General features: G+C 65.4%; 22 protein-coding genes and 1 pseudogene. 6 read left to right on the plus strand and 17 right to left on the minus strand.

Features of this window, described 5'->3' with window-relative positions; all coding sequences use genetic code 11:
• Nucleotides 1–22: 22 nt before the first annotated feature.
• From VI123_RS14900 to VI123_RS14910, 3 genes are all read left to right on the plus strand, one after another.
• Complete coding sequence (locus VI123_RS14900) at nt 23–856, plus strand: MBL fold metallo-hydrolase (RefSeq protein ID WP_336338861.1); 834 nt, start codon at nt 23–25, stop codon at nt 854–856.
• Nucleotides 857–1,028: 172 nt separating this feature from the next.
• Nucleotides 1,029–2,114 (plus strand): hypothetical protein, encoded by a 1,086-nt coding sequence (locus VI123_RS14905; RefSeq protein WP_336338862.1) that lies wholly within the window; start codon nt 1,029–1,031, stop codon nt 2,112–2,114.
• 39 nt (nt 2,115–2,153) lie between these two features.
• A complete protein-coding gene (locus tag VI123_RS14910; protein ID WP_336338863.1) occupies nt 2,154–3,050 on the plus strand; it encodes a hypothetical protein in 897 nt (298 codons plus the stop codon).
• A 7-nt stretch (nt 3,051–3,057) separates the two neighbouring features.
• On the opposite strand, the gene VI123_RS14915 is transcribed toward VI123_RS14910, so the two are convergent.
• From VI123_RS14915 to VI123_RS14945, 7 genes are all read right to left on the minus strand, one after another.
• Nucleotides 3,058–3,978: an ABC transporter permease gene (locus VI123_RS14915; RefSeq protein ID WP_336338864.1), complete on the minus strand. Its 921-nt coding sequence runs from the start codon at nt 3,976–3,978 to the stop codon at nt 3,058–3,060.
• Nucleotides 3,975–4,970, minus strand: a complete 996-nt coding sequence (locus VI123_RS14920) for an ABC transporter ATP-binding protein (RefSeq protein WP_336338865.1) — start codon at nt 4,968–4,970, stop codon at nt 3,975–3,977. Before VI123_RS14920 ends, VI123_RS14915 begins: the two co-directional genes overlap by 4 nt.
• Nucleotides 4,957–6,339: a nitrous oxide reductase family maturation protein NosD gene (gene nosD, locus VI123_RS14925; RefSeq protein WP_336338866.1), complete on the minus strand. Its 1,383-nt coding sequence runs from the start codon at nt 6,337–6,339 to the stop codon at nt 4,957–4,959. Before nosD ends, VI123_RS14920 begins: the two co-directional genes overlap by 14 nt.
• Entirely contained in the window at nt 6,336–7,118 is a 783-nt protein-coding gene (locus VI123_RS14930; protein ID WP_336338867.1) for a hypothetical protein, read from the minus strand. Before VI123_RS14930 ends, nosD begins: the two co-directional genes overlap by 4 nt.
• 29 nt (nt 7,119–7,147) lie before the next feature.
• Complete coding sequence (nosZ, locus tag VI123_RS14935; protein ID WP_336338868.1) at nt 7,148–9,127, minus strand: TAT-dependent nitrous-oxide reductase; 1,980 nt, start codon at nt 9,125–9,127, stop codon at nt 7,148–7,150.
• A gap of 1 nt (nt 9,128) precedes the next feature.
• Nucleotides 9,129–9,641 (minus strand): plastocyanin/azurin family copper-binding protein, encoded by a 513-nt coding sequence (locus tag VI123_RS14940; protein WP_336338869.1) that lies wholly within the window; start codon nt 9,639–9,641, stop codon nt 9,129–9,131.
• A 211-nt stretch (nt 9,642–9,852) separates the two neighbouring features.
• Nucleotides 9,853–10,575, minus strand: a complete 723-nt coding sequence (locus VI123_RS14945; RefSeq protein WP_336338870.1) for a DUF7260 family protein — start codon at nt 10,573–10,575, stop codon at nt 9,853–9,855.
• Nucleotides 10,576–10,908: 333 nt separating this feature from the next.
• On the opposite strand from VI123_RS14945, the pseudogene VI123_RS19330 reads away from it, so the two are divergent.
• Nucleotides 10,909–11,070: pseudogene (locus tag VI123_RS19330) on the plus strand (inorganic phosphate transporter); the annotation flags it as partial.
• Between the two features lie 135 nt (nt 11,071–11,205).
• Here VI123_RS19330 and VI123_RS14955 read toward each other — a convergent pair.
• The 3 genes from VI123_RS14955 to VI123_RS14965 form a co-directional block, all read right to left on the minus strand.
• Nucleotides 11,206–11,496, minus strand: a complete 291-nt coding sequence (locus VI123_RS14955; protein WP_336338872.1) for a hypothetical protein — start codon at nt 11,494–11,496, stop codon at nt 11,206–11,208.
• A gap of 202 nt (nt 11,497–11,698) precedes the next feature.
• Nucleotides 11,699–12,736, minus strand: coding sequence for a tyrosine-type recombinase/integrase (locus VI123_RS14960; RefSeq protein ID WP_336338873.1), 1,038 nt, complete (start codon nt 12,734–12,736; stop codon nt 11,699–11,701).
• Nucleotides 12,733–13,143 (minus strand): DUF5805 domain-containing protein, encoded by a 411-nt coding sequence (locus VI123_RS14965; protein ID WP_336338874.1) that lies wholly within the window; start codon nt 13,141–13,143, stop codon nt 12,733–12,735. Before VI123_RS14965 ends, VI123_RS14960 begins: the two co-directional genes overlap by 4 nt.
• Before the next feature lie 975 nt (nt 13,144–14,118).
• Between VI123_RS14965 and VI123_RS14970 the strand changes: the two genes are divergently transcribed.
• The gene (locus tag VI123_RS14970; RefSeq protein WP_336338875.1) at nt 14,119–14,241 is read left to right on the plus strand and encodes a hypothetical protein; all 123 of its coding nucleotides are present in this window, start codon (nt 14,119–14,121) and stop codon (nt 14,239–14,241) included.
• A 292-nt stretch (nt 14,242–14,533) separates the two neighbouring features.
• A complete protein-coding gene (locus tag VI123_RS14975; protein WP_336338876.1) occupies nt 14,534–15,061 on the plus strand; it encodes a winged helix-turn-helix domain-containing protein in 528 nt (175 codons plus the stop codon).
• 24 nt (nt 15,062–15,085) lie between these two features.
• On the opposite strand, the gene VI123_RS14980 is transcribed toward VI123_RS14975, so the two are convergent.
• The 7 genes from VI123_RS14980 to VI123_RS15010 all read right to left on the minus strand — a co-directional run bounded on the left by VI123_RS14980 (nt 15,086) and on the right by VI123_RS15010 (nt 24,640).
• Nucleotides 15,086–16,720, minus strand: coding sequence for a long-chain-fatty-acid--CoA ligase (locus VI123_RS14980; protein WP_407067015.1), 1,635 nt, complete (start codon nt 16,718–16,720; stop codon nt 15,086–15,088).
• A gap of 2 nt (nt 16,721–16,722) precedes the next feature.
• The gene (locus tag VI123_RS14985; protein WP_336338878.1) at nt 16,723–17,232 is read right to left on the minus strand and encodes a Zn-ribbon domain-containing OB-fold protein; all 510 of its coding nucleotides are present in this window, start codon (nt 17,230–17,232) and stop codon (nt 16,723–16,725) included.
• Nucleotides 17,229–18,422, minus strand: a complete 1,194-nt coding sequence (locus tag VI123_RS14990; protein ID WP_336338879.1) for a thiolase C-terminal domain-containing protein — start codon at nt 18,420–18,422, stop codon at nt 17,229–17,231. The genes VI123_RS14985 and VI123_RS14990 overlap by 4 nt, the downstream gene beginning before the upstream one ends.
• Nucleotides 18,422–20,359: a 3-hydroxyacyl-CoA dehydrogenase/enoyl-CoA hydratase family protein gene (locus VI123_RS14995; RefSeq protein ID WP_336339395.1), complete on the minus strand. Its 1,938-nt coding sequence runs from the start codon at nt 20,357–20,359 to the stop codon at nt 18,422–18,424. The genes VI123_RS14990 and VI123_RS14995 overlap by 1 nt, the downstream gene beginning before the upstream one ends.
• A 245-nt stretch (nt 20,360–20,604) precedes the next feature.
• The gene (locus VI123_RS15000; RefSeq protein WP_336338880.1) at nt 20,605–21,831 is read right to left on the minus strand and encodes an ABC transporter substrate-binding protein; all 1,227 of its coding nucleotides are present in this window, start codon (nt 21,829–21,831) and stop codon (nt 20,605–20,607) included.
• Nucleotides 21,832–22,251: 420 nt separating this feature from the next.
• Entirely contained in the window at nt 22,252–22,668 is a 417-nt protein-coding gene (locus tag VI123_RS15005; RefSeq protein ID WP_336338881.1) for a hypothetical protein, read from the minus strand.
• A 52-nt stretch (nt 22,669–22,720) separates the two neighbouring features.
• Nucleotides 22,721–24,640 (minus strand): HAMP domain-containing protein, encoded by a 1,920-nt coding sequence (locus tag VI123_RS15010; RefSeq protein ID WP_336338882.1) that lies wholly within the window; start codon nt 24,638–24,640, stop codon nt 22,721–22,723.
• Between the last annotated feature and the right edge of the window lies 1 nt (nt 24,641).

Consider the following 24,641-nt stretch of genomic DNA (forward strand, 5'->3'; position numbering starts at 1 on the left):
ACCGGGCGTAGCATCTCCGGACATGACAGTCGAATCCGACTGGGCGGACTGGCTCCTCCGCGACGTGGAGTCGGCGACCCCCGACGGACTGGCGCTGTGGTACCTGGGTTGTAACGGCTTCGTGTTGAAATCGAGCGGCGGCACGACCGTCTTCGTCGACCCGTATCTCGGCATCGGCGACCCACCACGGACCGTGCGGATGGTGCCGGTGCCGTTCAACCCCGAGGACGTCACCGAGTGCGACGCGGTCCTGGGCACCCACGAACACACGGACCACGTCCACGGGCCGTCCCAGGCCCCGATTCTCGCCGGGACGGGCGCGGACTACTACACGACCGACAGCGGCCACGACGTCGTCCGGGAGGAGGCGTGGCTGGAGAACTACGCCGTCACCGACGACCAGCTCCACGAGGTCTCGGAGGGGGACACGCTCGACATCGGCGACCTGACGGTCCACGTCGAGCCGGCCAACGACCCCGACGCCGACCACCCCGTGTCGTACGTGTTCGAGCACGACTCGGGCACGTTCTTCCACGGCGGCGACGCCCGCCCCGGCGAGTTCGAATCCGTCGGGGAACGGTACGACATCGACGTCGGCGTCCTCGCGTTCGGGACGGTCGGGAACATCGACGACAAGGAGACCGGCGAGCCCGTGCGGACGAAGTGGTACAACGACGAGAACATGATAATCGAGGCCGCCAACGAACTGCAACTGGACACGCTCGTCCCGACCCACTGGGACATGTGGAAGGGGATGACGACCGAGCCGACCGTGTTGCACAACCACGCCAGCAGTTTCGACTATCCGTCGACGCTCTCAATCGTTGAAATCGGCGACCGATTCGACCTGGCCTGAGAGCGGTCCGCGACCGCCACGCAGGCGAACCCGCCGCCATGCCCGGTTTACGACCTGTCCGCATTACTGAGCTATTTCCCGCTCAGTTATATTAACCGGCGTCGGGAAGAAAAAAGACGTAAATGTTGGTCGGGTACGTACCTTTAATACTATTGCTGAAACCATACTGACCATGAGCAATTCTCAAGCCTACGACCAAGTCACTGTCAGTTCGGACGGCGTGACGGTGACAAAGCGGTTCGAAGCGGACGAGTTCCCCGTGCCCGCGATTGCGTTCAACCTCACGTCACGCCGGTCCGCTCCGGTGACGGTCCGGCTGGTCGACACTGTCCCGGAGGACGTGGCCGTCGAGGACCTGGGCTTTCACCCGGAGTACGGCAGCGAGTACTGGGACATCAACGAGGACCGCATCGCCTTCGAGAAGGAACTGGAGCCGGAGGCCGACTACACGACCGTCTACGGCATCCGTGCGACGGGCACCGACGACGTCGAGAAGTTCCTGACAGAGCCCGACATCGAGAGCGTCGAGCCCCCGCTGGACGAGGACGAGGAGGACCTCGTCGGGGGCGGCGACGACGCCGTCCGGGACGTCATCGCCGGTGACGCCGACAGCGTGCCCGGCCTCGAAGACGAGGACGAGGAGGACATCGAGACGCTCGACCTCTCGGACCCGAACAACGCCGACTCGGGCGTCGAGGCCCCGGCCGAGAGCAACGCCGCACCGGCCGACTCCGAGGTCCAGTCCGGGGCCGTCGTCGCCACGATGGCACAGGAAATCCGCGACCAGAACGTCGCCCCGGAGGACGTGAAACTGCTCAAGCGCGCGCTCGACGCCGTCTCCGAGGACGGCAGCGACACCGGCGGCGTCAACGACGCCCGGATTCAGCGCATCCAGAGCGACATCGCCGACCTCCGCGCCTACACCGACGCCCTCGAAGAATTCCTCGAAGAGAACGGGACCGGCGAGGACATGATTCGGGAGTTCGGCGAGCGCCTCGACTCGTTCGAGGAGACACTGGCCGGGTTCGAGGACGAGGTCGAGTCGGCGACGAGTACGGCCACCGACGCCTCGGAGCAGGTCGAGGAACTCTCCGAGGAGGTCGAGAGCGTCGAGACACGCCTCGACGACCTCGAAGACGACATCGAAGCCGTCCGCGAGGGCGAACTCGCCGACCGGCTCGAAGAAACCGAGTCAGAGATAGAGGACCTCCAGGAGTGGCGCGAGCAGCTGTCGTCGGTCATCGGCGGCGGCGATTAACCGAACTCGTTTTACCGGTCCCCCGTCTGTGCCTGCATAATGACGACGACGAGAGTGGCCGTGCCGCGCAAGGGCCGGCCCCTCGAAGCAGTGCTTGAGCGACTCGCCGGGCCCACGGGAACCGCCGACCTGGCCGACGAGATAATCTCGACGCTCCGCTACGAGAAGGCCGTCACCAAGGGCAAACAGGACGCGGTCGCGGACGTGTACCACCGCATCAGCGACTACTCCTCGCTCGATGAGCCGTACAAGCCGGAGTACACGCTGTTGCGCGACGACCGCGACGGGATGCCGCGGCGCATCGTCTTCGACAGCGTCACCGTCCCGACCGACCACGGCGACGTGCAACTGGTCGGCCGCGAGGAGCCGTTTCGCGCCCTGCGGACCCACGAGTTCGCGCTCGGGTTCGACAGCGCCGACCTCGTCCTCGAGGAGGTCGTCCAGCTCCGCGACGACCCGCTGACCGCCATCGACGAAATCAACGACCGCATCGACCCGCTCGACACCGACGTTCGCGTGGTGACCGGGCTGGGGGATACGGTGTACCACACGCTGCTTGCGACGCCGGAGGTGCTCGACACCCAGGACCGGCCTCTCGACCGGACCTTCGTCACCAACTACCAGGGCGACCTCTGTATCTCGCCCCGCTACGAGCGGCTCGTCGAGGCCGTCCTCGGGACGAGCGCGCTCGACGGGGTTTCATTCACGTACCCCACCGAGGAAAGCGAGGAGGAAGCGGGCATCGCGGCGACCGGTCTCGGCGTCTACCTCACCGTCACGGGGTCGACGGCCCGCGACCACGGCCTCGAACTCGGCGAGCAGCTGTTCCCCAGCGAGACCGTCCTCCTCGAAAACGCCCACGAACGGACCGAGACGACGAAACGGGTCGCCGGGCTGTTCGAGGACCCGGACGCGACGGCGCTGCAGTCGGTCTGACGGCGGTTCAGAGCCGCCGCCGCCCGATGAGCTTCGCGGCGACGCCGACGGGCACGACGACCCACGCCGCGAGCGCCGCGGCGACCGCCGGCGCGGTCAGTCCGGCCTGTGCCAGCACGCCGCCGAAGCCGCCGGCGACCACGTCCACCTGCGTGAGCGCGAGCACGCGGAAGCAGTCGACGGGGTTGAGCAGTATCGCCGCGGCGACTGCGCCAGAGCCGAGGTCAAAGCCCGCGACGGCACCCAGCGCCACCAAGTCGTGCAACAGCGCGACCCACAGCCAGATGGCAAGCGCGGCTCCGAGCGCGTGGGTCTTCGTCCGCGCGACCGTCGAGACCAGCACCGCCACGCCCAGCATCGCACAGGCGGTCAGCACCGCCGCGAGGGCGACGGTCGCGTAGGGACCGACGCTGCCGATACCGAGGTAGCGGACGGTCAACAGCGCGCCGGGGACGAAGCCGAGCAACATCGCGCCGGCCAGCACTGCCGCCCGCCCGACGGCGGTGCCGACGACCACACGGCCTTTGGTCACCGGGAGCGCGAGCAGGAGTTCCAGCGACCCGCGCTCGTCGGCCCCGACCACGGCGTCGTAGCCGACCGCCAGCGCGGTCAGGGGGACGAGGTAGACGCCCAGTTCCGCGATGGTCGCCACGACCGCGTCGAAGCGGCCCGGGCCGACCGCGCTCGCACCGAACTGGACGACGGCAGTGGTGAAGAGGCCGAAAAGCAGCGCGACGCCGAGCGCCCACCGGCTCCGGACCGCCAACCGGTACTCCCGGCGAGCGAGGGTGAACAGGCTGCTGTCGGCGAGGCCCGCGAGCGCCGACTCGCTGCGCTCGGTTCCGCCGTCGTGCAACCGGGTGGCCGGGGTCTCGGCCGAGACGCCGCCGTCGGGGGCCGGGTCCGTCGGGGAACCGTCCTCGCTCACGCCGGCTCACCTCCCGCGTCCTCGGTGGCTGCAGTCGCCGTACTGTCGGCACCGGTGCGGTCGTCGCCGTCAGCCGCCCCGACGGCCTCGTGGAACGCGGCCTCCAGCCCGGGCTCGCGGACCTCGAAGCGGTCGATGTCGCAGGTCCCGCCGACGGCGGTGAGCAGGTCGTAGGCGTCGGCCGGCGCGGCCGTGGCCGTCACGTCGGTTCCCGCGCGAGCGACGCTCGTCGCGGAACCGTGGTCTCGGAGCAGGGCCGCCGCGTCCACTGCCGTCGACTCGGAGGCGAGCGACAGCGACAGCGTCACTTCGTCGGCGGCGGCGCGGCGGAGTTCCTCGACGGGTCCCGCCGCCGCCACCCGTCCGTCGGCGACGACGACCGCCTCCTCGCAGAGTCGCTGTATCTCCCCGAGCGCGTGCGAGGAGAAGACGATGGTCACGTCCGTCTCGGTCGCCAGGGCCTCGACGACCCCGTGGAACGCCCGGATGCCGTCGGGGTCGAGACCGGCGGTCGGCTCGTCAAGGACGAGCACGGCCGGCTCGCCGACCAGCGCCGTGCCGAGCCCGAGCCGGCGGTTCATCCCGTTGGAGTAGCCGCCCACGCGCCGGTCCGCCGCGTCCGCGAGCCCGACGGTGTGCAGGATGCGCTCGACGTGGCGGGCCCGGTCTTCGCGGGGAACCGAGCGCATCCGAGCGTGGAAACGGAGTATCTCGCGGCCAGTGAGGCTCGGCGGGAAGCCGGCGTGTTCCGGCAGGTAGCGCACCCGCTCGCGGACGGCGGTCTCGTCGGTCGGGTCCGTACCGGCGACGGAGACGTTGCCCTCGTCGGGCCGGTTCAGCCCGGCGAGCAGCTTGAACAGCGTCGTCTTGCCGGCCCCGTTCGTGCCGAACACGCCGAGGGTCGTCCCCCGTTCGACCGCGAGGGTCAGCCCGTCGAGCGCCTGCACGTCGCCGTAGGCTTTCGATACGTCGTCGACCTCAATCACGTTCATAGTAGTTCCTCCAGTCCTCGTGGGGCGGTTCGGTGAGCGGGCGGGCGTCGACCACGCCGGGCGACCGGACGACCGGGACGGACGACTCGGCCAGCCGGACGGCGTCGAACGCCGGGCTGCTGGCGAACACCCGCGCCGCGGGCTGCTCGGCGGTCAGTTGCTGGACCGTCCCGGCCGGCTTGTAGCGCGTGTCGCCGACGCCGTCGTCGTCGACGTCGGTCGGGTTCGCTCGCGACCAGTAGTTGCCGACGCTCTCGTTCCAGTGGACCTGGTCGTTCATCACCGCGAGCACCGGCCGGTCGTTCCGAACGAAGCTGTTGTTGTACACCGTCTCCTCGGTGCTGCCGGCGGAGATGTGGACGCCGACGTCGTTACCGGCGACGAGGTTGCCGACGATACGGTTGCTGACGGAGTTGTAGACGAACAGCCCGTTGCCGTTGCCGACGAGATGGTTCCCGCGGATGTCCGTGTCGTCGATGCTCTTGACGAGGATGCCGTGGCCGGACTGGCCCGTGTTGTTCACCGCGACGTTGTCGGCGACGACGAGGTGCTTCGACACCATCAGCGCGTAGCCGGCGTCGTTGTCGAAGGCCGTGTTGTTCCGCAGGGCGCAGTCGTCGGAGTACATGTAGTGGACGCCGTAGCGGAGGTCCCACATCGCGTTGCCGCTGGTGACCACGTCCTTGGCCCAGTTGTAGTAGATGCCGTCCCGGACCGCCGTGATGTCGTTGTTCCGCACGACGCTGTCCTCGGTCTTCCATATCTGGATGCCGTTGCCGCGGTCGGTCAGGCGGGCGATGTCCGCCCGGCCGACGACGGTGTTGTTCACAATGTGGGCGTCGTTGACGCCGTTCAGCCAGACGCCGAAGGTCATGTCCGTGACGCGGCTGTCGCGGACGGTGACGCGACTGGCGTTCACGTAGACCGCGGCGTCGTTCTCGGCGGTGCTGTACCCGCTGTTGCGGACCCAGAGGCCGGCGACGGTGACGCCCGGCGCGTCGACGGTGAGCACGTCGCCCTCGCCGTCGCCGTGCAGCAGCGCCGTTCCGGGCCCGCTCCCGGCCAGCGTGAGGTTCGCCGTGTCGACGGCGACGGTCTCGTCGAAGCGGCCGTCGAGCCGGACAGTGTCACCTGGGTCGGCGGCGTCGACCGCCGCCTGTGCGCTGTCGTAGGTCTCGCCGTCGACCGTCGCGGTGCCGTCGGCCGTCGGGGCGCTGAACGACCCGGTGTCGGGGACGTCGGGGTCGAAGGCGAGGTCGTCGCGGGTGCTGTCGGCGCTGGCGACTCCGACGGCGACGACCGACAGCACGAGCAGTGCCGCGGTGCCGACGGCGAACGCGCGCTCGAAATCGTGGGACAGTGGACTCATGAGTGGTCGGTCTCCGGTGCGGTAGTCGTCGGGCGGTGCGGGGCGTCGTCCTCGTCGTCGCCGTCGCGGCCGCGGCGGTCACGAACGGCCTCGGGAAGGCCGCCCAGTCCGTCCCGTAGCCGCGCCGGGAGGTCGCCGAAGGTCACGGACTGGTGGCGGTAGTAGTACGCGACCGCGAGCAGTCCGACGGCCGTGGCGGCCATGTACGCGCCGGCGGCGAACCGCGAGACGCTGGTGATGTTGGCGACCTGGTAGCGGCCCCACAGCGGCGGCGTGAAGCCGGTGACGCCCATCACGGGCGCGTCGGGGTCGAGCGTGTGACCGGCCTGCCAGAGCCGGAACTGGATGTCGGCGAGCATGACGGTGAACACGAGCACCGTCCCGGCGAACTGGTAGGTCAGGCCGCGCTTGAGCTTCTCGGCGGTGGGCGCGACGGCGACGAACACCGACAGCAGCGAGACGGCGACGAAGGCCAGCGGCCCCAGCGACCACTCGGGCACGTCGATGGCCCGCGCCTCCACCGGGTAGTTCGGTTCGAGGAACACCGGGTCCGGGAAGTAGAACCCGATGTAGTGGTTCAGCCGGGCCATCTCGGTGTAGTCTCCGGTCAGCCGCGGGTAGGCGTACAGATTGACGTGCAGCGTCGTGCTGGGGTACTGGACGGCGTCGACGCTGATGTGCCACATCGGGAACGCCAGCGCCGCGACGAACAGCGCCGCCGCTAGCACGGGGAGGCCCCGCCTGACCTCGCGGAAGTCGTCGAGGGTGGGTCGTTCCATGACTGGACACCTCCGGAAGGGTGGCGCGGCTAGTCCTCCGCCGGTTCGACTATCATCCGGCTGCGCATCTCCAGGTGCAGGGCGCTACAGAAGTACGTACAGTATATCCAGTACACGCCGGGGTCGTCGGCCGTGAACGTGACCTCGCGGGTGTCCTGGGGTGCCACGGCGTAGTTGATGTCGTGTTCGGGGATGGCGACGCCGTGGATGATGTCCTGCACGCCCTCGATGTTGGTCGTCGACAGCCTGACCTCGTCGCCCGCCTGGACCGTGAAGTCCGGCAGGCCGTACTCCGAGCGCTTGGTCGTCATCTTGACGTGGACGCTGTTCTCGCCCGTGCGCTCGACGCCGGAGTCCTCCTCGGTGATGTAGGTCTGCTCGTAGTCGCTCTTGTCGTAGACCTTCTTGGCGTCTATCTTGTCCTTGTGGGCGAAGACGCAGTCGTGTGGCTCGGGGTAGGCCGGGTGGTCCGCGACCAGTTCCATCGACTCCTCGCCCTGCCCGATGTGGATGAGCTGGTCGTTGTCGGGCATGATGGGACCGACCGGGAGGAACCGGTCTTTCGAGAGCTTGTTGAGGCTGACCAGCCACTCGCCGTCCGGGTCGGTCGTCATCGCCTCCAGCGCCTGGATGTGCCCGGGGTTGTAGTGGACGTCCTGCTTCTCGATGATCGGGTCTTCGGACCCTTCTTCGGCCTCGACGGCCGCCTGGATGTCCCACTTGACGGCCTGGGAGTCGATGAACAGCGACGTGTAGGCGTGGCCGTTCCCGTCGAAGGTGGTGTGCAGCGGTCCGAGCCCGACGCGCGGCCGCCCGGCGACGACCTCCTCGGGGTCGGAGGAGTCGGCCAGCGCCTCCAGGTCCAGCATCGTCACCGTCGGGGAGAGCTTCCCGGCGATGAAGGCGTAGTCGCCGTTCGGACCGACCTCGACGCAGTGGGGGCTCTTCGGCGTCGGGATGTACTTCACGACCGGGCGGTCGCCCTGATTGAGCGAACTGCTCTGGGTGCCGTCGACGACGGGGACGCCGTTGACCTCCTCGTAGTTGCCGTTCTCGACGGCCTGCTCGATGGCCGGGATGTCGAAGGCCTTGACGTTGTCCCGGTCGTCGCGGGTCATCCCCTGGATGTCGGTGGCCTCCTCGCTGTTGTAACAGGAGGCGATGGCCCACCGGCCTTCCTTGCCCGTGTCGACGATGTCGAGGTTCCCGTCGACCGTGACCTGCCACTGCGTCTCCATCGACTCGGGGTCGACGGCGACGAACAGCGACGTGTAGTTGTCGGGGTTCGCCACGTCGCCCCCGTCGTTGGGCAGGGGCGCGCGGAACTCGCCGTTGCCGAGCACGTACTTCGTGTCGGGCGAGAGGACACAGCAGCCGTGGATGGCCTGCATGTTCGGCACGTCCGTGATGGCGTCCGTCTCGAAGTACGTGAGGTTCACGCGGGCGATGCGGCCGTTCGCCTTGTCGTTGACGTACAGGTACTCGCCGTCGTAGTCGCCGTCCGTCTCCGAGAGGTTCGGGTGGTGGTTGTCACCCCAGGAGTAGCCGCCGCCCTCTTCGAGCATCTCCTGTGTACCGTCGGTGAAGCCATAGCCCGTCGCACAGTCGGTGTTGAACACCGGAATACGCGTCAGTTCCCGCATCGACGGGATGCCGACGACCCGCAGTTCGCCGGAGTGGCCGCCCGACCAGAAGCCGTAGTACTCGTCGTGTTCGCCCGGCTCGACCGTGTGGCTCGCGCCGCCGCTCGACGGCGTCGACTGGCTGGCGGCGCTGCCGTCGCCGCCGGTCAGCCCCGAACAGCCGGCCACCGACCCCATCGCACCGGCGGCCACGCCGGCTTTCATGAAGTCACGGCGGCCCAGCGAGAGGCCGGGCAGGCCGAGCGAGAGGTCGTCGTCCTCGGCCGCCTCCTCCGGGGCCTCGACCTCCGCGAGCACGGAATCGAGCGTTTCTTCGTACTCTTCGAGTACTTCGTTCGGGTCGCGTGGGGTTTCGTTCTCGCTCATGTCAGACCACCTTTATCTGGCCGACCATCCCGTTCATCTCGTGGGGGATGCAGTAGTACTCGTAGGTGCCCGTCGTCTCCAGCGTGACCTCGTAGCTCTCGCCTTCCGGGATGTTTCCCTCTGTGCCGTTGCTGTAGCCGTCTTTCGCGGCCTGCTGGGAGTCGAACCCGCCGGACGCGAAGTACGTCGCGCCGTCGGGAATCCTGTCCTCGTAGGCCGTCACTGTGTGGCCGATGCTGCCGACGTTCTCGAACGTGACCGTCGTGCCCGCCTCGACCTGGATTTTCTTCGGCTCGTAGGCCAGTTCGTCCGTCATCTCGACGGTGCTCGTCTGGGTCCACTCGGACCCGCCGCCACCGCCGCTCGTTTCGGTGTCGCCGCCGTCTGACCCGTCGCTGCCGCCGCCCGAGTCGCCGTCACCGCTACTTTCTGACCCGCCGCTCGACGAACAGCCGGCCAGGGCGACGCCGGCCGCGACGCCCAGGCCACGTACGAATGTTCTACGCGTTTCCATGATAGCTCACGGCTGCAACTCGAAGACCTACCTGTATATATGGGGAACCGTGCTCTCATTCCGCAGGAAGCGGGGCGAATATGTTCGTCGCGACAGTGAACGGTGTTGTCCGATGTCACCTGTCACAGAACGCACCAGGCATGTCGTCGTCCTCTGACTGCCCCGGTCGGCCGGTCGGACAGTTCCCGTGCGGAGCCGGTGTGGACCGCCGTCAACTGTCGACTGATTCCTGGAACCGTGCGAGGCTGGTCAACACCGGGTACGTCCAGAGTTGCTCCTCGTACATGTACGCGCAGAACTCGTGTGTCTCGAACCGGTGGACGCTGGAGTGGAGCTGTTCCTGGCGGTCCTCCAGGAGCGCCCCGACGTCGTTCCGGAACGTCTCGCGGTACCACTCGGGCACGACGGTGCTATCGAGCGCATCGAGTATCCCCTGGAGGCTGCTTCGGTGCTCCCGCATAGCCTCCTGTTCCAGCCGCACAGCGCGGTCAAGCGCGGCCCGTTCGTCGACAGCCTGTTCGGCCGCAGCGACCAGCGACTGCTTCAGCGGGGGCGAAAACCGCACGTTCGTCTCGGGGTGAAACAGCGCCGCGTAGTCCGGCCCGAACTCGATGGCGACGTTCTCGACCAGCGACTCGTCGTAGACGGACTCGTAGTGGTCGACAGCGAGGACCGTGTCCGCGTAGGCGTCACGTAGTCTCTCGACGGGGTCGGAGGCGGACTGCTGGCGCGCGCCGACGGGGGAGGAGGGCTGTTCGGCGGGGTCGACGGCACGCAACCGCTCGAGGAACTCTTCGAGACCGTCCTGCTCGGCCGTCAACTCCGTGTGTTCCACGTCGAGCACGGAGAGCGCCGTCTCTATCGGCTCCAGGATGTGGTCTCGCCATGTATGCAGGAACCACTGCGTGCCGTCCTGCGCAGGCGTCGTTGACATGCTACCGTATCGTTCGGTAACAACAATAAGTGTTTTAGTTACCGGTCAACACCGCTTTGTTCCGAAAGGGTGTTTATATACGCCGCCGCTCCGGACAGTACCGGTCCCGGTCCCCGTCGTGGGGTTCCACCCCGGCTGTGGGCCGTTGGACGCCACGAGAACCGAGGTCACGGCATCGGTACACTGTGACGAAGAATGGTCGGTACTGGCAGGAAGTGGACCGATAGTGGCGTTGCCTCCGGGCCCCGTTGTACCCCCAACTAGTAACGAGGCTGAACATCAAGGCACTAACGACTGAGCCGTCAATCACCGCAGCAAGCGTCGCCGCCACGGATGTCCTCGGGCATCGTAATTGTCGTCGTCGCGCTCGTCACCTCGTTGTTCATGGCGTTTACCGTCGGGGCGAACAGCAACTCCGCCCCCATCGCGCCGGCCGTCGGCGCGAACGCCATCTCGACCCTCAAAGGGGCGCTGTTGGTCGGTCTCGTCGCCGGCTCGTCCGAGTCGAACGGCGTCTCTCCCAGGGAGACCGGCTACACGGTCGGAGCGTGGATTGTCTCTATGGTCGGTGGTGCCGCGGTCAGCTTCGCGCTGTATCACGCGCTCGCCGCGGTTCCGGAGCTGGGGTAATCAGGTATTGGTGAGCGTGACGAGGTCTGTCACGGCCGCGCTCTCTTTCATCTCGGACCACGTCTCGAACTCGGTCGTCGCCGCCACGAATTCGTCGCGGTCCTCGGCGGAGAGGCGCTGGATGCCACCGGGGGAATCACGCTCGCACGGGCCGGCTCGACAGAACTCGTCGACCGACTCGAACTCGGTGTGGCGCCGGACGAACGAGTCCGAGAAGAACGTGTCGGCGTCGTACGAGTTGCGAATCTCCGGTGTGGCAGCCCGTTCAATCGCCGCCGAGAGACGGGGCAAATGGGGTCATGCGCCTTGACCCGGAGGTCAAGAACCATAACTGGTCATTCGTCCGCCGCCCCGTAAATCTGGTGTGCGCCCCTCGCGCCATGGGCGAACACACGGGACCAGCACGCCCTATTTTGTATAGCGCTATAGCGTTTACGAGTGTGTTGCAGACCGTCACGAACGCTGACAGGAACACCGAGAACCCACCGTACCCTCACAGCAGTGAGTAGATTTCGGCTTCGTACACGTCTCTGATGCGGGTGCCCCATTCGTGAGTGTACGTATCGATGACGTCCTGTGCCACGTCGCCTCTGAGATACTTGACGACGCCGCGGTCTCCGGTACGGTCTCGGAGGTGCGTCGTGAAGAAGTGCCGGAAGTAGTGTGGAGTGACGTTCTCTTCGGCACCTCCGCCGTCGGTGTACCACCCGAACTCGCGGGCGTGTGACTCGACGATGTGATGGACCATGTTCGGGGTGAGACGCACCCCCCAGCTGTCGCTCGTGGACACGAACAGCGGTTCCGCAGCCGACTGCGTATCCGGGCGAATCGCGAGCCAGCGCCGCAGCACGGACGCCAGTTCCGTGTCGACGGGGACCGTCGTCTCGCGCTTGCGCTTGTTCGACGCCGTCCGCCGTTCACCGTTGCTTTTCTCGCCGCGGGTCGGTTCCGTCGCGACGAACAGCGAATCCGGACGCCCTTCGAGTCCCGCTCGAACCGAGACATCCGGTCTGGGGCCGGGCGTGTCGAGGTTGAGGTCCCGGACGTCGAGGTTACACAGTTCGCCGGCCCGCATGCCGGTTTTCAGCAGTGTCACGACGACAGCCCGCTCGAGGGGGTGGGAGACACGGTCGACGAACGAACGCATCGACGGGAGGTCTATCTCCCGGCGGGTCGGGTCGGTGTTGATGGACTCGTCCATCTCCTCTACGACCAGCGCCATCGGATTCGATTCGAAGACTCCCACTTGCGTCATGTACGCGAAAAACCGGTGGAGGTAGGAGGCGTAGGTCGCGACGGTACTCTCCTCGACGGTACCACGGAGATTGTGGACATATGCCATGCAGTCGCGATGTGACGCCTCCCGGACGGGAACCGGCTGGCGACCGTCGGTCAGGTAGGACTCGAAGTCCCGGAGCACCCGCTCGTAGGACGCCCGGGTCCGGTCGCTCTTCCCGTGGTACGTGATGTCGTCGAGGAAGTACCCGACGGGGTCCGAGTCGGCGTCGGGCGCAGTCGCATCCGTGCTCATTCGTCCTGAACGTACCCCCCGTGTCGCCCGCTGTACTGGACTTCGTTTTCGGACTGCAGTTCCTGCAGTGTCTCTTCGAGACGTTCCTTGATGTCGTCGGTCAGTTCCGCGAGGAGGTCGTCCCACTCGTAGTAGTCGCCGTCAGAGAGGATGTCGCGCACCCGGTCTTTCAGAGCGTCACCCCCAGGGGTAGCGTCCGGAGAACGGGGTTCCTCGGCCTCGCTCTCTTCGGAGTCCGAACCGTCATTCTCGACCGCCGGTTCGAACCCGCGCCGGCCCGCCTGGACCATCGTTCGGACGAACTCGCTTTGGCTCATGTCCAGTTCCTCGGCGTGAGTCTGCCACTGGTCCTTCTGGTAGGCCGGGATGTACGTCCGGACCGTCGCTCGCTCGCTGTCACTGGCCATATCACCCCCTCGAATCCCTGGAACTTCAATGTAGTCCCAAGCTCGCTGATAAACACACTTATTTGTGCGTATAGTACCCTATTTGCCACCCTTTCACCCCCTAACTGAACATTCGCTGACTGCTTTGGCGAGAGTGGGCTCACACTCACAAATAAAATATGGTCTCAGGCACTGCGTTTGGACATCCGAATCTGATGATTGACTATCACGACGCAGACGAATATGACCCTTGAGGCAGTCGGTCGGAAGAGGCTCATTCGTCATTGTGTCAGCGCGGAATCCACCGGGTCGACAATCTGTACAATACCGTCGACGCACCGGGTCAACCAGAGTGTGAATGCCTGCCTGACCCCGGTGGTAGTCTCTTTTTGCACGGCAACTGGGCGCTACTGGTCTCACAGGCACTCTGAAATACCCACGGCACTCCCGACAGCTCCGGCGTGGTCCCAGAATCCAATATTCTGTGTCAACATCACACAGTCTGTCTCTGCTGCTCCGCCAATCCGGTTCGCTATAGTGATGGTATCCGGACGATTGATGAAGTCCCCGGGACATTCCGTATCCCCGATTTACGCCTCGGCACGGATTGATGCTCCGGACGAAAGACGCCGCATTCTCATCGGCTTCAGAATGAGACTTCGACTCAAGTATCGCCGGCACGTATCGGAGACGTTCCGGGAAGTACTGCTACAGCCATCGGCGGTGAGGCCACGAGAGCACTCAGAACTACCCGTGCTGACCTGTCGGTCGGCCCTGGTCGAGCGGGTGAGAGTTGTTGAGGCGGGCCGACAATGTCGCACGGATGGCACGCTCTAGTACCCGACTCGTCACGAGTCCAGTCTAGCTCGCGTCGAGCGGTGTGACTATCGGGCGTCGACCTGTGGCCGGTGGCTCGAAACCCGGCCGCATTAGCGTGTCCAGGTCAAAGGCAGTGTATGCGCTCCCGACGCCACACATCTCGGGCGGGTGGGTTCGATGGCTAACGACGCCCTCGTTCTCCTGTTTATGATTGCGATTGTACTGGTGGTCATGAGTGTCTGCCTCGTCGGTGGCTTCTATCTGGTCAAGTACCTCGCCGACTACACGTTCAATTCGTAGCGGGCTTCTGCAGGTCACCGGCCGTCCGACGCAGCAGGTACAACAGTGCTCCTCACGTCGATATCTGATTACCGATAGTAATCTCCGGCTGATGACGAATGATTCGCTCGGAACGTATAAATTGTATAGTGCTATACCAAAGGTGGGGCGTAGAAGCGCAGAACTCGTACCCGAAAGGGTACAACTCGCGAGAAACCGACGCAATCACGCCGTATTTGACGACCTCGCAGAACGGTCAACTGCCGGTATCTAATTCCTGAATCTTAACATCGGTACCCGGATAGAGGTGTGTATGGCAAACGATACGCCGGCATACGATTTCAAAGAGAGGGACGTCTACATCCTCCGAGAGCTTGCGAAAAACTCCAGTATCTCTTCCCGTGACCTCGCCGAAATCCTCGAAGACGAGTACGGCATCGATGTCTCGTACGTCACTGTCAACGAGTCCATCCGCAACATGCGTGAGGCGGGTGTGTTCCGGGAAGCAATCGTTCCAAACGAGGAGTACTTCATATTCGAACTGTTCGAATTCAAGTTCAACCCCGAGTACTTCGCGGACACGTGGCGCAACACGATGGAGAAAATCCGCGACGACGAACACACGCTCATGTACTTCCTGTCGGACGGCGAGTACCAGTGGAAGTCTATCATGCTCTTTCCGACGCGTGAACACGGCGAGCGCTGGCTCCACGAGTTCTACAAGAACCACGGCAAGACGGTGCTGAACGTCCGCACGAGTGTGATGACGAACGTCCTTGAGTTCGGTGCCAGCCCGGACCTCTTCGATTACCTCGACGGCGAAGACGACTACCAGTTCTAACTCTGCGGCGCTCGCGTCGCCGCCCTACTCCTCGATAGGCAGCGACCCGTACTCCGCCTCGAAGCGTTCGGCGAGTCGCTTCTTGTTGTACTTCCCAGTGGTTGTCTTGGGCACCTGGTCGATGAACTCGAAGCGGTCCGGGAGCCACCATTTCGGGAACTCCGCGAGCAGGTAGTCCCGGAGGTCCTCGGCGGTCACGGCGTCGGCTGCGACGACGTACGCAACTGGGCGCTCTTGCCACTTGTCGTGGGGCACGCCGATGACGGTGGCTTCCTCGACCCCATCGTGACCGACGAGGGCGTTCTCCAGTTCGATGCTTGAAATCCACTCGCCGCCGCTCTTGATGGCGTCGTCGAGGCGGTCGACCACGTCGAGATTGCCGTACTCGTCGACGGTGGCGATGTCGCCGCTCCGGAACCACCCGTCCTGCGTGAACGACGTTCGCGTCGCGTCCGGGCGCTGGTAGTACTCGCCGGCAAGCCACGGGGCCCGTGCCTGCACTTCGCCGGGCGTCTCGCCGTCGTGGGGCACCGGCTCCCCGCTCTCGTCGCGGAGTCGAACCTGGACGCCCGGCGCGGGGATGCCCGCTTTCATCCGGAGACGGTCCCGTTCCGCTTCGGGCAGTTCCCGCATCTCCGTCGTCATCAGTGTGTTCGCGAGGTGGGGCGAGGCCTCAGTCATCCCGTAGCCCTGACTGATGGGTGCGTCGTAGACCTCGTCGAACTTCCGGATGAGCGACGCCGGGGGGGAACTCCCGCCGATGAGCACGTCCTGAAGCGAGTCCAGCGCGTCCGGACCGAGATAGTCGGCGTCCTCGATGAGGCGGTCGACCTCCATCCAGACGGTCGGGACCGCGGCCGCGACGGTAACCGCCTCCTCGGTTATCAGGGGGAGGAGTTCGTCCGGGTCGGTCCGCTGGCCCGGGAGCACGATTTTCGCGCCGGTAAACGTCGTCGTGTACGGGAGCCCCCAGCCGTTGACGTGGAACATCGGCACCACCGGCATCACGGTGTCGGTCTCGCTGACGCCGAACACGTCGACGTGGCTGTGCATCAGCGTGTGCAGGAACTGGCCCCGGTGGGTGTACTGGACGCCCTTCGGCAGCCCGGTGGTGCCGGACGTGTAACAGAGCGCGCTCTCAGTGTCCTCGTCGATGGCGGGCCAGTCGTAGTCGGTGTCGTAGCCGTCGATGAACGACTCGTAGTCGGTGACCGACTCCAGCGACGTGTCCGGGACGTCGGTGTGGCCGCCGAGAACCACGTACTGCTCGACGCTGTCGAGGTCGTCCGCGACGGGTTCGAGGACGTCGACGAACTGCGGGTCGACGAACATCAGCCGGTCCTGGGCCTCCTCGATTATCTCGACGAGGTGGTGTTCCGGCAGCCGGTGGTTCACCATGTGGATGCTGCGCGCGCTGCAGGAGGGGCCGAAGTAGAGCTCGAAGTGACGGTAGTGGTTGACCGCCATCACGCCCGAGCGGTCGCCGTCCGCCATCCCGTAGTCGTCCAGCGCGTGCGCGAGCTGACTGATGCGCTCGTAGGCGTCGCCGTACGTGTAGCGGTGTGTGCTGCCGTCCGGGAGCGCGGTGACTATCTCCTTGTGGTCGAAGAGGTCGCGGGCCCGCTCCAGGAGCTTCGTTATCGTGAGGTCGTATTCCATTGTCATGCTGTATCATCCCGTGGCACGAATCGATAAAACACCCTGTCCCGGTCAGTCGGACCGTCGATGTCCACGACCTGCAGCGTCACGGGATCGCCGATGGCGAGGTCGTCGTAGCCGACGCCGTCGATGTGGGCCGACAGCTGGATGTCGACGCCGTCCAGGTCGACGACGCCCGTGACGAACGGCGTGTCCATCCCGACCGGGCCGCCGCCCCTGACGGCGGCGAACGCGAACAGCGTGCCGTCGTGGGGCAGCGAGACGTACTCGAGGTCGTCGCTCGTACACTCCGGACAGACGACCCGTGGCGGGAAGTGGCGCTCACCGCAGTCCCGACACGCCGTCGTGGACAGCGACCCGTCGCTGAGGCGGTCGTAGAACTCGTGAATCCGCGTGTGGTCGGCATCCTGCAGCTCGTAGAAGTCGAGCAGACGCGGCATCTCGATTGTCTCCGGCACCGAGACAGTCGTCCGCGGCGGTTCGTCGTCGGGGTGGTTGGTGTGGTCGGTCATTGTGGGTCCCTCGCGAGCGTCATCACGCTGTGGACGCTACCGCTGCCGCTGAGATTGTGGATGAGGCCGGTCTCCGGGCTGTCCGGCACCTGTCGGGCGGACTCGACCTCGCCGGTGAACTGCTTGTACACCTCAAGCGCTTGCGAGACGCCGGTCGCACCCAGCGGGTGCCCACAGCCCAGGAGCCCGCCGCGGGGGTTGACGGCGATGTCGCCGTCGAGTTCGCTGCGCCCGTCCTCGATGAACTGGCCGCCCTCGCCTTTCTCCACCCAGCCGAGGTCCTCGTACTCGATAATCTCGCTGACGGAGAAGCAGTCGTGAATCTCCGCGACGTCGAGCTCCTCGACTGGGTCGTCGATACCGGCCTGGTGGTAGGCCTCCTCCGCGGCGACGGTGGCCTGGGGCCACGCGGACATCGACGGCAGGTTGTTGATGGAGTTGCTCGCCATGCAGGACTGGCCGCTCCCCGTGACGTACGCCGCGGTGTCCGTGAGTTCGCGGGCCTTCGACTCGCTGACGAGTAGCAGGCCGGCGGCGCCGTCCGTGATACCGCTGCAGTCAAGCAGGCATAGCGGGGGCGCGACCGGATAGGAGTCCAGCACGTCGTCGACGCTGACCTCCTGCTGGAACTGCGCGTAGGGGTTGTTCGCGGCGTGGCGTTTGTTCTTGACGCTCACCTTCGCGAGCTGTTCGCGGGTGGTGCCGTACTCGTGCATGTGGCGCTGGGCGAACATCGAGAAGAAGGACGGCGCGTTCAGGCCGTTGACGCCGTCGAACTCGCGGTCGAGCACGTTCGTCATGCCCGACTGGGTCTCCGCCATGTAGTCGTCGCCGAGGTTCATCTTCTCGACGCCGAGCACGAGCGCCACGTCTAGCTGACCGCTGGCGATGGCGAGCCACGCGTACCGGAGCGCCGCCTGCCCGCTCGCACACGCCAGTTCAGTGCGTGATATCATCTTCGTGACGTCGATGCCGAGCAGCTCCGCGGCCAGCGGGGCGACGTGGCTCTGGAAGGCGAATCGCTCGGGCTGTACCGCGCCGACGAACAGCCCTTCGACGTCGTCCGGCCCGAGGCCGTCCACGTCGTCGAAGGCGGCCTTTCCGGCCTCCTGTGCGAGGTCCTTCCACGTCGCTTCACGTTTCCCCCAGTCGGCGTGGCCGCCGCCGACGATTGCAGCGCTCCGTGTCATCACTCGAACTCCGGTTCGCGGTCGTCTCTGAACGCCGTCACGCCCTCGACCATGTCGTCCGTGGTCGTGAGCAGGCCAAAGGCCTGGCTCTCCGAGTCGAGGCCCGCCTGCAGGCTGGCGTCCTGTCCGTCGTCGATGACGCGCTTTGCGACCTTCAGCGCCGTCTTCGGGCCGTTTGCGAGGTCATCGATGAACTCCTCTACCGTCTCCTCGAACTCGGACTCCGGGACGGCGCGATTGAGCAGTCCCCAGTCGGCGGCGCGCTCGGCGGAAATCTGCTCGCCGCGGAAGACGAGTTCCTTCGCGCGGCCCTCCCCGACGATGCGGGTGAGCCGCTGGGTGCCGCCGCCGCCCGGGATGAGCCCGAGGTTGATTTCCGGCGCACCCAGCGAGGAACTCTCCGTCGCGAGCCGGAGGTCACAGGCCAGCGCTATCTCGAAGCCCGCGCCCAGACAGAAGCCGTCGATGCGCGCGAGCGTCGGGCGCTCGAACTCGTCGATGGCCTGAATCGTCTCGTCGACGTCCATCAGCTCGGTGGGTTCGGAGGTCATGAAGCCGGTGATGTCCGCGCCGGAACTGAACGCCTGCCCGGCGCCCGAAAACACCACGCAGGACACCTCGTCGGTGTCGGCGTTGTCGAGGGCTTCCTTCACCTCGCCGAACATCGTCTCGGAGAACGCGTTCAGCCGCTCCGGACGGTCGAACTCGATTTCGAGGACCCCACGGTCGTCCAGCGACTTGTTGATGTACTGGTAGGGCCCATCGCCGGCGTAGTCGTGGAAGCCGCGGCCGGCGTCGACGCCTGTGTGGCCGTTCTCGACGAGTTCGACGAGGTAGTCGTCCGGCGCGAACCGTCGAGCACCCGTCTCCTCGTAGAGCGTCTGGAGTTTGTCGAGGACGCTGTCGAGGCCGAGTTGGTCGCCAAGCCGGCAGACGCCCTCCGGAAAGCGCGCGCCCAATCTGCTGCCGAGGTCGATGTCGTTCGGCGTCGCGACGTCGTTGCCGACGAGCCGTGCGGCCTCGTTGACCATTCGGGCCTCGATGCGCAGCCAGTCGAAACCCTCGCCATCGCCCGGTTCGTAGTCAGGGCCGTCGGCCTCCCAGTCGTAGAACCCCTGGCCGGTCTTCTTCCCGAGGTGGTCCGCCTCGACCTTCTCGGCGATGGTCGGCGGCGAGTCGAGGTCGGTGTCCTCGCGGAAGTGGTACGCGATGTCAATGCCGGTGTAATCTGCGAGTTCGAACGGCCCCATCGGGTAGCCGCGCTGGTAGACCATCGCGGCGTCGGCTCGCTGAACCGTGGTCCCGTCGTCCGCGAGCATCCACGCTGCCTCCTCGATGAACGGCAGCATGACGTTGTTCACGATGAACCCATGGACGTCCCGCTTGACGTCGATAGCGCGCTTGTCGAGGTCGGCGACGAACGCGTGGATGGCTTCGAGGGTCGCCTCGCTGGTCCGTTCGCCGTGGACGACCTCGACGAGGTTCATCTTCACCGGCGGATTGAAGAAGTGCGCGCCGACGACCTGTTCTGGGCGGTCGGTCGCTGCTCCGATTTCGGTGATGCTCAGGCCGGACGTGTTCGACGCCAGGATGGCGCGCTCGGGCGCGTAGTCGTCGACTTCGGCAAACGTCTCGCGCTTCAGACTGAGGTTTTCGGGAATCGCCTCGATGACGAGGTCCGCGTCGGAAACGGCGGCTTCGAGCTCCGTCTCGCCGGAGATGCGGGCGCGTACGTCGTCGGCTGACTCGTCGAGATTGCCTTTCTCCTCGAGCTTGCCGAGGCTCCACTCCACCTGTTCGAGGCCGTCATCGACAAGGTCGTCTTCGATGTCTCGAAGCACCACGTCGTAGCTCGCAATGGCGGCGAGTTCAGCGATACCGTGGCCCATGCTTCCCGCACCGAGCACGGCCACACTCTCTATCTCGTTCTCTCCCATCATAATAACACAACGTAATCAATATATTTAAATTATTGGTTACGTTGTTTTGTGAATAGCGCTATTTGCTTAACTAAAACGAGTTCAGCGAGTCGCGTCACCGAACACGACGCCGACACGCCTGCAGACGAGTCCGGACGAATTCGTCCGCGACACGCCGTCTCAGTCAGCGTGGATACCGTCGGACTCGCTGTCCTCACGGACGCCACCCTGTTTGGGGTGGCCGGTACAGCGACGCCCGGCGCTCACTCTATGGGGTGCTGTAGTTCGGCGGCCTGTTCGGTTTGCGGGTAGACGAGGCGCTGCTCGCCGTCCCACCACTGTGCGCTCGCGGCCGAGAGTTGGCCCTCGACGGGCATCCCGTACTCATCGAAGCCGAAGTCACCGATGACAGTGCTGAATTCCGTCTCATCGAGCGACGCCCGCACGCTCTCGGGGTCGGGGCTCCCGGCGCTGACCAGCGCCTGCTCGGTCGTCTGTGCGAGATTGTAGCCGACGCCGACCATCACGCGCGGCGTCTCGCCGTCGTTCCGGTCAGCGTACGTGCTCAGAAACGCTTCGTTGCCGTTGCCGGTCATTCCAGATGCCCAGCCCGGGCACATTGTGACGTAGTTCCCTTGTTCGCCAAGCGCCGACCACCACGCCTGTGGGTCCGCGGCACGCACGAACTCGATGAAATCGGGCATGTAGCCGGAGTTGTTCAGTTGGTTCATGGCAGTGATACCGTCGGGCGGCTGCGGGCACGCAACGAGCGCTTCGACTCCGGCGTTTTCGGTCTGTGAGATGAGCGTCGAGAAGTCCTCGTTGCCGGGGTTGTACGTCTCCCGCATCCCGATATCGTAGCCCGCGTCCGAGAGGGTCGAGTCCCAAGCGTTCGCCATCTCGGCACCCCAGCCGGAGTTCTCCTCCCAGATACCGACCGTCTGTGGACGCTCGCTCGCCGGGATGAGTTCGAGTATCCCCCTAGTCGCGCGCGTGACATCGCGCGTCTTCGGGAACGGCGTGTACGTCCACTCTTTGTTCCCGGAGACGAGCGGTTCTTGATAGCAGGTGGCGACCGCAAGGAACGGTAGCCCCTGGTTTTCGGCGTACGCCGACCCCGACATGACGAGTGGGCTGGAGAAACTCCCCCAGATCATGTTCACATCGTTGTTGCTGGTGAGTTGTTGGAGTTGCTGGCGGAGCGTCTGGGCGTCGCTCTCGTCGTCCCTGACGAGGAGTTCGACTTCCCGGTCGACGTTGTCGCGCTCGTTGAGCATCTCCACGCCGAGCTCGTAGCCGGCGAGCATTTCGTTGCCGACCGGGGCCAGCCGCCCGGTTTCCGGAACGGCGGCCGCGATAGTGACCGTGTCCGACCCGCTGTCACTGCTGAAGACGGTACAGCCAGCGAGGCTACTGAGACCAGTCGCACCTGTTGCACCGGCAATCTTCAGGAACGACCGCCGACCGCGTTTACTGTCAGATGTACCCATGCACCACACCTATACGCACATATTGTTAAGCTTTTCTATCAGTATTGAATTAGATGTGAGTTAATATTCTGCATTTGGCGTTTGTTGTTCATCTTCCGTTAGCGGGGAAGCGGCTGATGAGATTCCGCGACGAAACGGAGAGCCTGCGACGCCACGGGTGCGTCGGAGGCTGGTCCTGCTTAACATCGTAATCTGTGCCCTGGCGACCCGCATCCGGCATCACATACATGAAGGGGAAGCTCACCGGCTAACGCTGTTGGAGCAATCGGACAACAACCAAACGCGAACGTGCCGAATCGGGTCCGATGCAGTGAAGAGGCCAGTCCCGACTACTGCAGGGCGCTGCGCGCGATTCGATGCCGTTCCGGGAGACAGCCACGGCCTGTGACTCGGCCTGTCGACCAGCCGTCGTCCGACCCGCTACTCGTCGTCGCTTCCGGTCGCCACGCCCAGAATCGTCGTCTCGGCGTCGAAATACGTCGGCGCGTCGGTGTCGATTTCGAACTCCAGAACCGCTTCGAGGTTTCCGGAGCCGTCGGCGAGGTCCTCGGCGAGTTCGGTGTATCCGTCCGCGAGTGCGCGGTACTCGTCTATCTCGGCCTGTTTCGCCTGCGCTCGGCCCTGCTTGGCCTCGATATCCGCGACCGTCGCTTCGGCGTCCGCGTCGGGGCCCTCAGCCAGAGCGGCGCGGGCGTCGGCGGTGTCCCGGTCGATTTCTTCGAGCAAATCCGAAAGCTCCGCGCTGAGTCGTTCCAGATGACCAGCGAGAATCGCGGCCTGGGTCCGGCAGTACTCGGCGAGTTCCGCCCGGGAGATGTCGCCCGCGTCGTCGTTCATTGCAGTCGGTACGCCGTCGGCGCGAAAATCGGTTTCGATGAGCGGAGAGAGGCTACTCCTCTTCTTCGCTCAGGCTCTGTGACGGCCCGCCGGAGAAGACGAACTCGTGTTCGGCCTCGGTCTCGAAGCGGTTCAGGATGTCACCCAGCGGTTTCGCGTAGCGTTTGAGTTGTTCGGCACGCGCGGACACCTCGTTGAGTTCCGCGGCCTGCTCCTCGGCCGCACCGGCGACGGTCTGGGTTTCGGCCATCATCTGGTCGCTCGTTTCGGCGGCCGACTGCAGCGTGGTCGCGACCGTCTGGAACCGTTCGAGCGAGTCACTCAGGTCGACCTCCGGGTTGTTCGCGTCCAGTTCTTCGAGGGTGTCGACGAGAGCGTCGAGGTCCCTGGAGATGGCGGCCAGGCGGTCCTTCTGGTCGGAGGCGTCGTCGGATATCTTCTGTGTCGACTCGGCCACCTGCTCGGACGCGTCACGGACGGACTCGGCGCTCGTGAGGACGATCTCGCCCGATTCCGCGACCTCGTCGGCGAAACTGTCCAGCTGGCCGACCGTCTTTTCGAGTTCGTCGACCATGCCGTTGAACTCGCTGGCGATGCGGTCCATCGATTCGTTCTCGCCGTCGGTGGTCATCCGCTCGGTGAGGTTCCCGGCGGCCGTCGCCTCCATCACGTCGGAGAACTCCTCGGCTTTGCGCTGGAGATATCTGTTGACTTCCAGCGCTTCGGCCCGGGAGACTTCCGCCTCCTTCTGGGCGCGTTCGGCCTCGTCTATCTGTTCTCTGAGCGCGTCACGCATGTCGGCGAACCCGCTGTAGAGCCGCCCGACGTTGTCGATACGGGCGGTGGCGATGTCGACGTCGAGGTTCCCCTGTCGCATCTGGTCAGTCTTCCGGGTCAGCCTGTCTATCGACGTCGCCGTGTTGTATCCCAGCACCGCACCGACGCCGGCGATGAGCAACACCATCAGCGCCGTGCCGACGAGTCCGTACTGCTGGACGTCCTGAACGAACCCGAACACCGCGGAGTTGGGTGCGTGTACGAGAACGACCCAGTCGGTCCCCTGAATCGGCGCGTAGCCGACAGTGTAGCGCTCCCCGAGCACGTCGGTCCCCGGCATGCTGTCGTCGACACCGGACTGCTGGTCCGACGAGCGGAGGGCGTTCGCCGCGTCGAGGACCTCGGTGGCGCGGGCGCTCGAACTGTACGGCTGGAGCGTGCTCTCGCCCAGACCGCGGCTCCCGTCACTTGGTTCGTCTATCATGACGACTGCCGACCTGTTGACGACCTGCGTGAACCCGCCATCGGCTCTGGCACTACCCTGGAAGGAGTTCGCTATCTCGCCGAGCGAGTACTCGATGAGGAGATATCGGTTCTGCGAGGCGTCGACGGGACTGGCGAACCCGACGACTGGTCCGGAGGGGGTCTGGTAGACGTCGGAGACGACGACGTCGCTCGCCGTTTCGAAGCTCGATTCGGTCAGCCACGCCCTGCCCGTCGACCCGAGCGGGGACGTCGCCAGCACTTCCGAGTTGGACGTGCTCGCGACGACGTCCGACTGGCCGACCCCGCGCTCGACGAGGTGGATGTTCGCGGCGTCCGCAGACAGGGCAGCCTTTCGGTTGTCGAGTTCTATCTCGATGTCGTCGGTGTCGCTGCTGGCCCAGACGTCGTCGGCGGAGACGAACTGCGTCGACAGCCTGTTCCGGTCCACCCACTGCGACAGGATGTCCGCCTCCTGTGCCGCGGCGTTTTCGTAGTCGCTCAGCACCTGCTGCTCGGTGTAGTTCCTGACTTGCTCCGTCGCGGCGAGGCCGACGAGTCCCACCGACAGCGCCATGACGAACAGAACGATGCCGAACTTCAGCGCGAAGTTCCGCCGGACGAAATCCGGGACCACTGCGGCCAGAATCCCGCCCGACGCGTCCGAGTCCTCTCCGGTACCGTCTGTCGGTCGGATGTCGTCTGCGCTCATA

The organism is Haloarcula sp. DT43 (genome assembly GCF_037078405.1).
In the GTDB taxonomy this organism is placed as follows: domain Archaea; phylum Halobacteriota; class Halobacteria; order Halobacteriales; family Haloarculaceae; genus Haloarcula; species Haloarcula brevis.

What these genes read in the sequence shown, in the direction of transcription:
- VI123_RS14900 (WP_336338861.1), top strand. Translation starts at nt 23, where the DNA reads ATGACAGTCGAATCCGACTGGGCGGACTGGCTCCTCCGCGACGTGGAG.
- VI123_RS14905 (WP_336338862.1), top strand. Translation starts at nt 1,029, where the DNA reads ATGAGCAATTCTCAAGCCTACGACCAAGTCACTGTCAGTTCGGACGGC.
- VI123_RS14910 (WP_336338863.1), top strand. Translation starts at nt 2,154, where the DNA reads ATGACGACGACGAGAGTGGCCGTGCCGCGCAAGGGCCGGCCCCTCGAA.
- VI123_RS14920 (WP_336338865.1), bottom strand. Translation starts at nt 4,970, where the DNA reads ATGAACGTGATTGAGGTCGACGACGTATCGAAAGCCTACGGCGACGTG.
- nosD (WP_336338866.1), bottom strand. Translation starts at nt 6,339, where the DNA reads ATGAGTCCACTGTCCCACGATTTCGAGCGCGCGTTCGCCGTCGGCACC.
- VI123_RS14930 (WP_336338867.1), bottom strand. Translation starts at nt 7,118, where the DNA reads ATGGAACGACCCACCCTCGACGACTTCCGCGAGGTCAGGCGGGGCCTC.
- nosZ (WP_336338868.1), bottom strand. Translation starts at nt 9,127, where the DNA reads ATGAGCGAGAACGAAACCCCACGCGACCCGAACGAAGTACTCGAAGAG.
- VI123_RS14940 (WP_336338869.1), bottom strand. Translation starts at nt 9,641, where the DNA reads ATGGAAACGCGTAGAACATTCGTACGTGGCCTGGGCGTCGCGGCCGGC.
- VI123_RS14945 (WP_336338870.1), bottom strand. Translation starts at nt 10,575, where the DNA reads ATGTCAACGACGCCTGCGCAGGACGGCACGCAGTGGTTCCTGCATACA.
- VI123_RS14960 (WP_336338873.1), bottom strand. Translation starts at nt 12,736, where the DNA reads ATGAGCACGGATGCGACTGCGCCCGACGCCGACTCGGACCCCGTCGGG.
- VI123_RS14965 (WP_336338874.1), bottom strand. Translation starts at nt 13,143, where the DNA reads ATGGCCAGTGACAGCGAGCGAGCGACGGTCCGGACGTACATCCCGGCC.
- VI123_RS14970 (WP_336338875.1), top strand. Translation starts at nt 14,119, where the DNA reads ATGGCTAACGACGCCCTCGTTCTCCTGTTTATGATTGCGATTGTACTG.
- VI123_RS14975 (WP_336338876.1), top strand. Translation starts at nt 14,534, where the DNA reads ATGGCAAACGATACGCCGGCATACGATTTCAAAGAGAGGGACGTCTAC.
- VI123_RS14980 (WP_407067015.1), bottom strand. Translation starts at nt 16,720, where the DNA reads ATGGAATACGACCTCACGATAACGAAGCTCCTGGAGCGGGCCCGCGAC.
- VI123_RS14985 (WP_336338878.1), bottom strand. Translation starts at nt 17,232, where the DNA reads ATGACCGACCACACCAACCACCCCGACGACGAACCGCCGCGGACGACT.
- VI123_RS14990 (WP_336338879.1), bottom strand. Translation starts at nt 18,422, where the DNA reads ATGACACGGAGCGCTGCAATCGTCGGCGGCGGCCACGCCGACTGGGGG.
- VI123_RS14995 (WP_336339395.1), bottom strand. Translation starts at nt 20,359, where the DNA reads ATGGGAGAGAACGAGATAGAGAGTGTGGCCGTGCTCGGTGCGGGAAGC.
- VI123_RS15000 (WP_336338880.1), bottom strand. Translation starts at nt 21,831, where the DNA reads ATGGGTACATCTGACAGTAAACGCGGTCGGCGGTCGTTCCTGAAGATT.
- VI123_RS15005 (WP_336338881.1), bottom strand. Translation starts at nt 22,668, where the DNA reads ATGAACGACGACGCGGGCGACATCTCCCGGGCGGAACTCGCCGAGTAC.
- VI123_RS15010 (WP_336338882.1), bottom strand. Translation starts at nt 24,640, where the DNA reads ATGAGCGCAGACGACATCCGACCGACAGACGGTACCGGAGAGGACTCG.